This window comes from Brucella tritici (assembly GCF_008932295.1).
GTDB lineage: Bacteria > Pseudomonadota > Alphaproteobacteria > Rhizobiales > Rhizobiaceae > Brucella > Brucella tritici.
The window spans coordinates 20496-34323 of sequence record NZ_WBWA01000037.1 but is presented as its reverse complement, the minus strand read 5'-3'; the positions used below and the strand labels follow the sequence as shown (position 1 = coordinate 34323).

Here is a 13828-nt window from a genome sequence, read left to right as displayed (position 1 = left end):
ACGAACGAAAGTTCACGCCCCGATGGGCTCAACCGCTTTGCAGCAGCCATTGCGGTGTTGCATTCACCACAATGACATAGAGGCCGGAACGAAGTTTAACGTTCCGGCCTCAAATGTATAAGCCCCGCAATCAAGATGAGCGCCGACCAAATCAGGCAAACGTCTGAGAATGAGACGCTGTTGAAGGGAAATGTGATAATCAGCAAAGGAAACACTGAGATAAGGGCGCAAAATGCCAGGATCACAACGAAGGCGCACCAGCTAATCATCCAGACCGATACTGTTCGCGCGACCCTGCAAAAATAGACAAAGGGCGTCCCCCGCCGTGTCATAGGCGGGGTTGAGGCTGGCTTCTGCCGGAAGCCTCAGTTGAGATTATTGCCGGATGGTGCGTGACCGAATGTGCTGCTCCATCCGGCAGTACGCCGATCAGCGGCGCCGACCGGGCCTGCATTCAGCATCTGGCGGCCCTGCTACAAGTGAAGGCCCTTTTCTCGGATGGCTTGCAGGCTCGCTGATCTTTGCGCGTGGGGCGATCTGATGAAACATATTTAAGCACCGCGTGAATCAATCCTTTGTCACCACTGGATAGCTTTGCGATCCAGCTTCGTTCGCAATGATATGTGCGCGAAAACAAAAGGATAGGGCGCGGCTTCCTTTGTAGAAGCGCGCTCTGGCCGGTCGGTTTTACGCAAGAACGGCTATTATATTGCCACTTAAAATGACAATGATAATTAGCCATAACAAGCAGTAATTTCTAATATAGTATCAATAAATATAGAATAACTAAAATACAATATAATACATTCAACCTTGGACTATTGACTGCTTGGTTTATTGAATAAATAATGTGCGTATTTTGATGATGGTCGCCATGATTCTAATTTTTATTATAGTTAGTCTCAATGTGTGTGCCAGCACTGTTAATTAGAATGTGTTTCCGGCGCGTTGTGGCGCGCTTTTTTGCCAAGGGACCTTACAGCGTGATTGATTGCTGCTTTGCTGGAAAATTTCGCGACGAGAACAACCGCAACTTCGTTTCTCGCGAGCTTTGGGGTGGTGCGTCAGTCCAGGGCGTTGAACGCAGGCCTTGGAATTTCCGTCCTGTTCCGGGGCAGGCAGGCGAGGCCGCAGGAAGCGGCAGCCTTTTGGCGCAGGCAGCACTGATATTGGCGCTGTCGGTTTCCGGTCTGGCTCTGAGCAGTCATCGGGCTGCAGCAGCGCAGGCTTATACGAGTACGGTGACAAATCAGAGTTTGGGCATTGGAGATACTATTACCGTCACAAGTAGGGATGGTTTAGTGGTTAATGGTGCCAATAAGATTACTTTGGCTGGTGATAATATAATCACTGTTAATGCAGCCAATGATAGTTCTGGCAAAAGGGCGGCTGCGGTTTCGGGAGCTGGTTCTTCGTTAACTGCTACCGGTACGACCATTAATCTGCATGGAATATTTTCAACCTCAGCTGGTGTTTTTGCGGGGAGCTCCGGTACGGCAACATTGAATAACGTAACGGTGAATGTTATTAGCGACCAGATTGCAAAGGACGCCGTTTCAGGTTCCGGCCTCGTCAATGATGTGGCGGGGGGAACAATCAATATGACTGGCGGTTCGATTAATCTCACCGGTGGACGTGGATATTATGCTGTTTGGGCTAAAGGCGGAACGACGACGTTAACTGATGTCACCATCACGAGTGATTCCCCTTTGCGGCCAATCACTAGTCCTAATGATACGGCGAGTGTATTTGCACAAAATTCTGGAACAACTGTTACGTTGAACAGGGGCAGTATAGCGGTCGTAGGCATGGGTGTTGCAATAGCCAGCGGAGCAACAGGCAATATTACTGGCACCGCTGTTAATACAACGGGTACGGGCAACGCCTATGGCGTTTATGGTGAGGAAGGGGTGCTGAAAATTCAAGACAGCACGATCACCACGGCTGCTGCAAGTGCGGTTTATTATACCGGCAAGAATGCAGGTTCTTCTCTTTCCATCACAGGTGCGAATACTCAGATCACGGCCACGGGAGCAGATGCCGTGGTCATTGCAGGTGGCAAGGCTGCAACTATTGGGAATGGCGTCAAGATTACAGCCAAATCAGCCAGCAAGAATGGTATCACTGTAAATGGCGGTGGAGCGCTTACGATAGGCTCTGCGACCGTTTTGGCCAATGGCGCTGGCGGCATTGGTCTGTATGCGACCGGGGCGGGTAGCACAATCACCGCTACTGGGACGCGCATTCAAACAACGGGAGCAACATCGGCTGAAGCGGTTTCAGTATCGGGTGGAGCCAGTGTTGTTCTCAATAACGTCAATATTTCAACGGTTTCTTCGAATGGGCACGGTGTCTGGCTGGTGGGGGCTGGCTCAAGCGTTCAGATGAATGCGGCAACTTCAATATCCACGACAGGGAAAGGCGCTTATGGCGTCCTTGCTGAAAGTGGTGCAACCAAAACATTCACGGGCGGAAACAGTGCAGATGCCTTGCCGGGAACGATGTCGATTCAAGGGGACGGCTCGGCTGCATTCGGGACATATGGGTCGAATTCAAAAATTACGTTTAACGGGATAGATTTTGCCACCGCGTCCAACATTATGCTCGGAGCTAATGCGTCGACAGTAATCGCAGGCAATAGCGGCGCGGTTGAATTCCAGGGCAACACAGCCGCGACCAATACCAAGCTTCGTGCTCAAGGTGGTGGTACTCTGAAGTTTAGCGGAGCAGCTACAGCGTCTGGAGCGTCAATCACGGTGGATGGCGGGACCAGTTCATTTGATGCTACCGGTATTACGAGTGGCAAGGATGACTTCGCCATTGGTACCCTCTCGGGGAACGGTCAGGTTAACATGGGCGGCACACGCCTGAACCTGACGGGTGGAGATTCCACATTCTCTGGAGTTATTTCCGGTACGAATGGCTTAAGATACAATGGAACCGGCACGCTGACGTTAAGCGGTGCCAACACCTTTACCGGTAATATCGGGCTCATCAGCGGTACAGTCTCAGTCAGTTCGGATGCCGCCCTTGGTGGCAACGGAAGCGGGATTAATTTTAATGGTGGCACGCTAAAAGTTACCGGAAACAGTTTTAACAGCACGACCCGATCAATGGCATGGAACGCGGGCGGTGGCGGCTTTGATATCGACAGTGCCGGCAACACCTTTACTGTTTCGCAGAACCTTGGTGCCGGTGGTGCGCTGACCAAGACAGGTGCGGGCACGCTGGTTTTGTCTGGCACTAACATCTACACAGGCGGCACGAATATCAATGGCGGTACGCTTGTTGCTGGTGCGAATAACAATCTTGGCGCCACATCTGGCGGCCTGAACTTTAACGGCGGCACGTTGCGTCTTTCGTCCGCCTTCGACAATGCGCGGGCTGTGACGCTCGGTGCTGGCGGCGGCACGATTGAGACCGCTGCTGGCAACAGCACTTTTTCTGGTACGATCACCGGTGCAGGCGCGCTGACGAAGAGAGGCGCGGGCACCATGATTCTGACTGGTGCCGATACCGCGACGGGTTCGACTTCGATTACGGCTGGTGTGTTGCAGATCGGTAATGGCGGCACGACGGGTTCAATTATAGGCAATATAGTCAACAGCGCTTCTCTGGTTTTCAACCGTTCGAACGATCTCACCTACGCCGGTGTGATCAGTGGTGGCGGCACACTGACCAAATCAGGCGCGGGAACGCTCACCCTTACTGGTGACAGCATCTATACAGGGGCCACGACGATTTCGGCTGGTACCCTGCAAGTGGGTAGTGGCGGCACAACAGGTTGGCTTGCCAGCAACGCGGTTACGAACAACGGTACGTTGAGCTTTAATCGCAGTGACAACAAGACCTACGCCGGTAACATCAGCGGCTCCGGTTCCGTGGTGAAGAGCGGTGCGGGTACGCTTATTCTCAGTGGTACAAACACCTTTGCTGGCGGCACAACCATCAGCGGCGGCACGTTGCAAGTCGCCAGCGACGACAAGCTTGGTGCATCAAGTGGCGCCGTGACGCTGGATGGCGGTACGCTTAACCTCGCAGGCACGATTACATCCGCGCGCGCCTACCATATCACAAGCCGGAATGGCACCATTGATACCGGTACAAATACCGATACACTCAATGGTGTCATAGACGGTGCAGGGGCACTGACCAAGGTGGGTGGCGGAACGCTGGTTCTGACTGGCGCCAACACCTATGGCGGTGGCACGACGATTTCGGCAGGTACATTACAGCTCGGCAGCGGCGGCGCGGCGGGATCGATCACAGGCAATGTTGTCAACAACGGAACGCTGGTATTCAACCGCAACGATGCGAGTACCTTCTCAGGAGTGGTAAGCGGTACCGGTATACTGAGGCAAGGCGGCACAGGCCGTACGATTTTGACCGGCGCCAATACCTATACCGGCGATACTGTGATCGAGAGCGGCACGCTGCAGGTCGGTGCCGATAGCGCAAGCGGTGCCATATCCGGCAATGTCAGGAACAGCGGAAGTCTGGAGTTTAAACGCTCTGATTCCTACTCTTATGCAGGCACAATCACCGGAACGGGATCGTTGAAGCAAACCGGTGCCGGTACGCTCATCCTGACGGGTAACAATAGCTACACCGGTCTGACCACGATTGATAGCGGTACGCTGCAGATCGGTGCAGGCGGCGCGAGCGGAAGCATAAACAGCGATATCGTAAACAATGCGGCTCTGGTCATGAACCGCTCGGACGACGTTTCCTACGATAAGAAAATCAGCGGCTCCGGTACATTTGAAAAGCGCGGCGCAGGCAAGCTGACTGTCACCGGCGATAATGATTATACGGGGTTGACGACGATTTCCGAAGGTACGTTGCAGATCGGCAATGGCACCAAGGGCTCTATTAACGGCAACATACTCAACAACAGTAATTTGATCGTCGATCGCGACCATGACATTGATTTCACCAATGTCCTCAGCGGAACCGGCACTCTGGAAAAGCAGGGCACGGGCAATCTCACACTAAGCGGAGATAATTCGGGTTTCACCGGGGCTACGACGGTGAGCGCTGGCGGACTTATGGTTGATGGCACGCTCGGCTCCGGCGCTGTCACCGTTGCGAGTGGTGCCTCGCTTGGAGGCGCGGGCACCATTGGCGGAAATACGACGATTAACAGCGGCGGCACACTTGTAGGAACGCAAGGTTCCACGCTCAATTTCGGGAGTGATCTGACGCTCGCTTCGGGAAGTGTGTTGAATGTATCCTACGGTGCATTCGATGCTAATGCGGGTACGCTGTTCAATGTTAATGGCAATCTCAATTTCAACGCCAACGTCGTGAATGTCGCCGACCTTGGCGGTTTTGGCCCTGGCCAGTACAACCTGTTCCACGCAGACGGAACGATTACTGGAGCATTGACACCAGGCACTCTTCCGTCGGGAGTGAATCCTGGCGACGTTACGTTCAACCGTGATCAGAACGGGCATGACTACTATTTTACAAATACTCAGGGAATGCAGCTTGGTTACTGGGATGGCACTGTAACAAGCGCCAGCGGATCATTGACGGGTGGCGATGGTATATGGGAAGCTGGAGCCACAAACTGGACCGCTGAGAATGGTGGTCTGCATAATATTTGGAACGCTGCTCAATTTGCGATTTTTTCCGGCCAATCCGGTACGGTAACGGTCCAGGGGCCAGTTAGTACAAGCGGTATGCAGTTTGTAACCACCGGCTATTCCGTTACCGGTGGTCCCCTGACCCTTGAGAGCAGCTCTACAGCTGCACCGATCATACGCGTGGGCAGTGCTGGAGATGCTACCGTTACCGCTACCGTTGGTTCGGTTCTTTCCGGCTCAAAGGGCATGGAAAAAAGCGATCTGGGCACTCTGATACTCACGGCGGATAATGATTACACAGGCGACACGACTATTCAGGCTGGCACGCTTCAGCTTGGAAATGGTGGAACGACCGGCAGTGTGATCGGTGACATCATGATCGGAAAGCCGGACGAAGACCCTGATGCCGTTCTGGCAGTTGACCGCTCTGGCAATTTCACACTAGGCAATAGGATTGATGGTCGTGGAAAGCTGGTTCAGAGGGGCGCTGGCGATACAACGCTCACGGGAAGCAATAACTATAGTGGCGGCACGGATATTCTGGCCGGTCGGCTGATCGTTTCAGCCGATAATAATCTCGGGAATGTCGCGGGCGCTGTCACGCTTGATGGCGGTACGCTCCAGTTCGCTGAAGATATCTCATCGACGCGAGGCTATACGATCGGGGTGAATGGTGGCACCATCGACACCGGAGCCAAGACCGACACGATTACAGGTGTCATTGGCGGTACTGGACAATTCACCAAGCTCGGCACCGGGACGCTTGTTCTGGGCGGTGACAATACGTTTACCGGCGACCTGCATGTAAATGCGGGAACACTGCAGATCAGCGATAACAGCAATCTGGGGAACCCCCATAGTCACCTTTATGTCAACGATGCGACACTGCGGTTTGGCGATACCTTCACCATGACGCATGATCTGACGCTGGGTGGTGCCGGGGCAACAATTGATGTTGATGGGTACGATAACTCGATATCAGGCGTGATTGATGGAGGTAAGCTTACCAAGACAGGAGCTGGTACGCTTCTCCTTACCGGTGCCAACACTTATACAGGCGATACCGAAATCGACGCGGGTACGCTGGCGGTTCTGGAAGACGCGAACTTCGGCGCGAACGCCAGCAACCGCATCATCATCGGCAATGCAACTCTGCGTCTGGATGAGAGTTTCAATACTGCGCGCAATATCGATCTTACCGATGCCAACAGTACGATCAATGTTGTTGATGACGGGTTCAATACACTCACCGGTAAGCTGAGCGGAACCGGAGTGCTGAATAAGACTGGAACGGGAACGCTCGTTCTGGGTGGTGCGAACGGCTATCAGGGCGGAACCGACATCCAATCGGGTATCCTGCAGATTTCGGATGACGGGAATCTAGGTGATGCTGCGGGCGCTGTAGCGATTGCTCAGGGCGCTGAACTGCAGTTTAGCCAGGGAGTGACAAGCGCGAGAGACATTACGCTTGGAGCGACGGGTTCTACTATCAATACGATGACGGGCAACAGCACCTTGAACGGCGTCATCAGGGGTGGCGAACTGCACAAGACTGGTGCAGGTACACTCGTTCTGGCAGGGCAAAACAGTTATAGTAGCAGTTTCCTTGACGGCGGTATCGTCCAGGTTGGCAATGATTATAACCTTGGTCAAGCTGGTGGCGCAGTCATTTTCAATGGCGGAACGCTGCAATTCTCCGCGGACGTTTCAACCACTCGGGCGATGACGATTAACGAGGCCGGTGGTGTCATCGACACCCAGGGCCAAACGGCCACTCTCAATGGGAGGCTGTCCGGCGCTGGCGAGTTGACGAAAGATGGTAGCGGAACGCTCGTTCTGACGGATGCCGGAAATTCTTACAGCGGTAATACCTTGATCCGGAATGGTACGCTTCGTTTGAACGGCGCGGGCTGGATTACCGGCGATGTCACCAATTTGGGTATTTTCGAATTTGCCAACAGCGGAGATCACGACTTTGCGGGGGTCATTTCTGGAACCGGCTCAGTTCTCCAATCCGGAGCAGGCACCACCACCCTTTCCGGTCATAACGCTTATAGCGGTGGCACTTCGATCACGGCGGGTGCGCTTGCAATCAGTGAAGACGACAATTTGGGCACCGGTGGGCTGAACATTGCCAACAACGCGACCCTGAGATTAAATAATTCCTTTGCGCTCAACCATGCCATTGAACTGAATGGCGGAGGGACCATTGACACTGGAGCAAACAACAACACGCTTGCTGATGTGGTATCCGGAACTGGCGCGCTGACCAAGATAGGTACTGGTAAGCTCTCCCTTTCTGGAGCGAACAGTTACAATGGCGGCACGGTGATCAACGGTGGCATTCTGCAGATTGAAGCCGACTCCAATCTTGGTGCGGCAAACGGCGCTGTCACGATGGCTGACGGTACTACGCTTGAGTTGACAAATGACATCAGCATGGATCGCGCCTTCACGCTTAACGGGGAAGCAACGATCCAGACCGATGATGGAACGTCAACGATCAGTCAGGTGGTCGGTGGCAATGGCGGTCTCACCAAAGCGGGCGAAGGTACGCTCGTACTTGAGGGCGTTAATACATATAAGGGCGATACGTCCATAAATAATGGTGTGTTGCGGGTCGATAGCGATCAAAATTTGGGCGATACATCAGGCACCCTCTCCTTCAATGGCGGCGAGCTTCAGGTTGCTGGCAGTGACTTCAATTCCACTCGAAGCGTTGTACTTCAAGCCGGGGGCGGCACAATCGACTCCATGCTGAACATTGCGGAGATGTCGGGCAGTATTACTGGTGCCGGCAAGTTGACGAAAATCGGTGAAGGTCAGCTAGTACTTTCCGGTGATAATACATATAGCGGCGGAACTTCTATTGAGCAGGGGGCGCTGCAAATTGGTGGCAGTGACGGTTTGACAGGGAGCATTACCGGCAACATCGAGAATAACGGTATTCTGGTCTTCAGCCGCGATACGCTGACCTATGGAGGGGATATCGCTGGAAGCGGAAAACTGGAACAATCCGGTGTTGGCACGACAGTTCTGACGGGTTCTGTAAACCTCGACGGAGGTACGACCATTGCTGAGGGCGGAACCTTGCAGATTGGTGATGGGACCACGAATGGTTCTTTCAAAAGCAACGTGGTGAACGACGGTACATTCGCTTTCAATGCATTTGCTAACACCAACATTGATTTTAATAATGTTCTAAGTGGCAACGGCGTTCTTAATCAGAATGGGGCTGGCTCTGCAACATTTACAGGCGACAGCAGTGCTTTCGAAGGAACAACGAATGTCACGGCAGGAAGTCTCTATGTGAATGGCACTCTTGGCAGTGCGGCATCAACAATGACTGTAACGACCAATGGAACGCTTGCTGGTGGCGGCACGATCGGTGGTGATACTACAATAGCGGGAACACTGAAGGGGCAGGATGGTACGACATTAACTTTCCTCGGTGGTCTGACCATGCAGGCAGGCAGCACGATCGATGTGGCCTATGGAACCCGTAACCCCGACGGTAATGGTCTGTTTAATGTTCAAGGTACGCTTGCCTTGCAAGGCAGTACCGTCAATATTACGAGTTTCGGTGGCTTCGGCCCCGGTTCTTATCGCCTGTTCGATTATCAGAATACATATAGCAATACCGGCTCTGGTTTGATTATAGGCACTGTTCCGGACGGTCAATCATCGGATGCTTATATTGTTTACGATGATGATAACAAGCAGATAAATATTATGAATACTGCTGGTGCTCGCCTGAACATTTGGCAAGGTGGTGATGGGAGCTGGAACCAGACTGGCTTGAACTGGCACGATGAAAATAATCCGGGCGTTGCAGGCGCGTGGAAGAACTATGAGTTTGCCATCTTTAATGCCCCGGTAGGAACAGTAGCCGTTGATACGGGTATCCAGGCATCGGGTATGGCGTTTCAAACGGATGGATATAGTTTGACGGGCACCAATTCCATCACGCTCGCTCATGATCCTAATACGCCATCGACTGACAGGCCCATCATCCGTGTGGGAGATGCAACCGAAGATGGTCGGGCTATGACAGCTACAATCGCGGCGCCGATAGGTGGCACAGAAGGCCTGCAGAAAACCGATTATGGTACTCTCGTGTTGACAGGTGCCAATACCTATACTGGCGGAACTGACGTTTTGAACGGCACGCTGGAACTGGGTGACGGTGGCACTATAATCGAGACCGAGGGTGTTTCCGTCGATGCTGATGGACCGGAGAAAGCAACATTCGCAGTCAACAAGACAGGCACATTCAGCTTTGGTGGCGTGATCTCTGGGGCAGGCCAGTTTGCGCAGAAGGGTACCGGAGAAACGATCCTCACTGCAAACAACAGCTATAGTGGGGGCACATCGATCACAGCCGGAACACTTTCGATCAGCGCTGAAAACAACCTCGGCAATATCAACGGTCAGGTTGCTATTGATGGCGGAACGCTCAAGTATAACCAGGGCTTTTCCAGTACCCGCGCCATTGCTCTCGGCGCAGGTAACGGTACGATCGAAACCGATGATACGACCAATGACACGACTATCAACAGCGGAATTTCAGGTGCTGGTGGTCTGACGAAGGGCGGGGCTGGAACACTAATTCTGGCCAAGGACAACACTTATGTTGGCGATACAACAATAGCTGGCGGTATGCTCCAGCTTGGTAATGGCGGGACAACCGGAAAAATCCTGGGCAATGTCAATACCGGCGGGGATGCAAGCAACAAAGGTACGCTTGTCTTCGACATGTCGAGTAATCCGAATTTTTCGGGAACGATCAGCGGTTTTGGTAACGTTGAACAGTCCGGCAGTGACACGCTGACATTGAAAGGCACCAACACCTATGGCGGTGGCACCACAATCAACAGCGGAACGCTGGCGGTTTCTGCTGACGCCAATATGGGTAATGCAAGCGGTTCGCTGACAATCAAGAATGGCACGTTGCAGAATACCGCGCAGTTCACGATGGACCGTGATGTGGTTGTCGGCGATGCCGGAGCGACATTCCAGAACGATGCCGACCTGACATTGGCTGGCAATATGACCGGAACCACTGACTGGTCGAAGCTCGGAAGTGGTAAACTGATTATCAACGGCAATGCAAGTACGGCCACTGGAACTGCGTCGATCAACGACGGCTATCTTCAGGTCAATAGCGAACTGGGGGGCAGTGTGAATCTCGCTAGCACTACGGCCGCTGTTGGTGGGGCTGGCAAGATCGACGGCGATGTGAATGTGGGAAGCGGAACGCTCAGGGGGCAGGGCGGGCAGACGCTGACTATCGGAGGGAATCTGACCCTTGCCGCCAATAGCACGACTAACGTCCAGTGGGGCAGTGTGTCCCAGCAAGCTGCTTTCCATGTGGATGGTAATCTGACGATGGATGGTACGCTCAATGTAGGTGATACTGGCGGGTTTGGTAGAGGAACTTATAAGCTTTTCACCTATGATGGCACCCTGACGGATAACGGCCTTTCGTTTGGTGACGTGCCGGGTGGGCAGGCGACGAAGGACCGTATGTCGGTTGTGACCGCTTATACTGGTTCTGTTTATATCGTGAATACTTCTGGCGCAAAAGTTCAGTTCTGGAATGGAGAAGGAACGCTGGCCGATATCGGTAATCATCAGATCGTAGGAGGTGATGGTACGTGGGCCGCGACCGCCGCAAACTGGTCAGACGATCAGGCTAGTGTGCTCGCGCCTTTCGATGATGGCTCATTCGCGTTCTTCGGTGGCAAGAAAGGTAACGTCACCGTCGACGACACGGCTGGGCAGATTAATACAGCTGGCATGCGCTTCGTTGTCGATGGTTATGTAATCAATGGTGACTCTCTCAATCTTACCAGCACAACGGGAGCGCCTATCATCGCGGTTGGTGATGGAACTGTCGATGGCGCCGCAACGACAGCAACCATCGGATCTGAACTTACCGGTAATCAAGGTCTTAATAAAACTGAGCTCGGCAAACTAGTTCTTACCGGACAGAACACCTATACGGGCGGAACGACCGTCAGTAACGGTATACTCCAGCTGGGTGATGGAACCAATTCGGGCGACATAGAGGGTGACGTGATAATTGCGAATAATGTTGATGGACAGGGCACATTGTCCTTCAAACAGGGAAGCGATTACACATTCGCCGGAAATATTACAGGCGGCGGCAAGGTTACTCAGGACGGCGCAAATACAACGCTTACGTTGAGTGGAGGCAACAGCTTTAGTGGTGGGCTCACGGTCAACAGTGGCACTGTGAAAGCGGGCAGTAACAATGCTCTTGGATCCGGACTGCTGACCGTCGGAAATAATGGCAGAGTCGATCTCGGAAATACCAGCAATACAGTTGGTGGCCTTGCGGGAACCGGAGCAATCAATATCGGTTCGGGAACCTTCACTGTCAATGAAACTGCCGACTCCACTTATGGCGGCGTGCTATCCGGCACAGGCGACTTCACCAAATCCGGTGCGGCTGACCTGACGCTGGCTGGTTCCAACCAGTATACGGGTGCAACGCTTGTCAATCAGGGGACCCTGATACAGGGAAGCCAGGATGCATTCAGTTCCGCATCTGCCTATACGACGGCTCGTAACGGCACGCTTGATCTTGGGGGGTATGACACGACCGTGTCCTCCCTCGACAATGGTGGTACAGTTAATCTGAGTGATTTGACAGCCGGAACCACTTTGACGGTGGCTGGCAATTATACTGGCAGCAATGGCACCTTGGTCATCAACACGGTGCTTGGCGATGACAATTCCAGGACCGACCGGCTGAAGGTTGGCGGGGATACATCCGGTACCACTAATCTGCAAGTGGTTAATCGTGGAGGCATTGGCGGCCAGACGGTCAACGGTATCGAAGTTGTCGACGTTGCCGGTCAGTCGAACGGCACCTTCTCACTCGTCAGCGACTACACCACAAAGGATAACAAGAAGGCTATCTGGGCTGGTGCTTACGCTTATACGCTGCAGCAAGGATCAGGCAGCGGAAATAAAGATGGTAACTGGTATCTCGTGAGCCGTTATGGCGATCCAGATCCGGTTGATCCAAACAAGCCTACCGGTCCGCGTTATGGTGCTGGCGTTCCGGTCTATCAGGGCTATGGCGAGAACATGCAGGCCCTGAACAAGCTGCCCACGCTGCAGGAACGTGTGGGCAACCGCTACTGGACGGGCGAGAATGGCGATGGCCAGACCAATGGCGCCATGGTCGACGGAAATGGCATCTGGGCGCGTATCGAAGGGGCATATAACCGCCTTGAGCCGCAAAGCGTCACCGGCGTGAAGCAGGACATCAACACTTTCATCATGCAGGCAGGTGTCGACGGCCAATTCTATGAGGATGACAACGGAAAACTGGTTGCCGGCATCACCGGGCAGTATGGTACGGCGCATGGCAGTTCCAGCTCGTTCTTCGGCGACGGCTACACCGATACGCGTGCCTGGAGCCTTGGTGCGACGGCAACCTGGTATGGCAACAATGGCTTCTATGTCGACATGCAGGGCCAGCTTACCTGGTTCGACAATGACCTGTCTTCCGACGATATGAACTCGTCTCTGGCCAGCGGCGCAAAAGCCTTCGGCTACGCGATGAGCGTGGAAGCCGGCCAGCGTGTCGCCATCGACGATCATTGGTCGCTGACCCCGCAGGCACAGCTCATGTGGTCGTCGCTGGATGCGGATGCGTTCCAGGACGTCATGGGCAACCGGGTCGGCCTCGACAATGCCAACAGCCTGACGGCACGCCTTGGCCTTGCTGCTAGCTACCGCAGCGACTGGACAGGTGAGGATGGCCGCATGGTCAACACGAGTGTCTATGGTGTCGCCAATCTCTACCAGTCCTTCCTCGGTGGTATGCGCATCAATGTGGCTGGCGTCGATATCGACACGGATACTGACAAGACCTGGGCTGGCATCGGTGCCGGTGGTAGCTATGCCTGGGAGGATCAGAAGTATGCCGTCTATGGTGAGGGCTCCATCAATACCTCGCTCAACCATTTCGCCAACAGCTATGCGCTCAAGGGCACTGTGGGCTTCAAGGTCAAGTGGTAGAGCACAAAGGAAGTCTCCCAAGACCCGAGACCTCGGCTGATGCCGGGGTCTCTCTCCGTAAAAGAGGGGAAGGAACAGGCAGAAGTCAGTCTGTCCTTGCGTGGCAATTCCACAATCCGTTTGCCTGGCTGGACATTGCCAGCGCACCGCGCCGTCGAGCAGCAACAGTACGCAATGTATGA

3 protein-coding genes are annotated in these 13828 nt (G+C 53.7%); all 3 read left to right on the top strand.

Features of this window, described 5'->3' with window-relative positions:
* Nucleotides 1–135 precede the first annotated feature (135 nt).
* The 3 genes from F9K91_RS26755 to F9K91_RS23540 all read left to right on the top strand — a co-directional run bounded on the left by F9K91_RS26755 (nucleotide 136) and on the right by F9K91_RS23540 (nucleotide 13646).
* Complete coding sequence (locus tag F9K91_RS26755) at nucleotides 136–306, top strand: LptA/OstA family protein (protein WP_151678886.1); 171 nt, start codon at nucleotides 136–138, stop codon at nucleotides 304–306.
* An 86-nt stretch (nucleotides 307–392) separates the two neighbouring features.
* Entirely contained in the window at nucleotides 393–518 is a 126-nt protein-coding gene (locus tag F9K91_RS26610) for a hypothetical protein (RefSeq protein ID WP_268890841.1), read from the top strand.
* Between the two features lie 1290 nt (nucleotides 519–1808).
* Entirely contained in the window at nucleotides 1809–13646 is an 11838-nt protein-coding gene (locus F9K91_RS23540) for an autotransporter-associated beta strand repeat-containing protein (RefSeq protein ID WP_167522270.1), read from the top strand.
* The last annotated feature ends 182 nt before the right edge of the window (nucleotides 13647–13828 follow it).

Excerpts from the sequence above, each read along its gene's own strand:
- F9K91_RS26755 (WP_151678886.1), top strand. The coding sequence starts at position 136 with ATGAGCGCCGACCAAATCAGGCAAACGTCTGAGAATGAGACGCTGTTG.
- F9K91_RS23540 (WP_167522270.1), top strand. The coding sequence starts at position 1,809 with ATGGGTGTTGCAATAGCCAGCGGAGCAACAGGCAATATTACTGGCACC.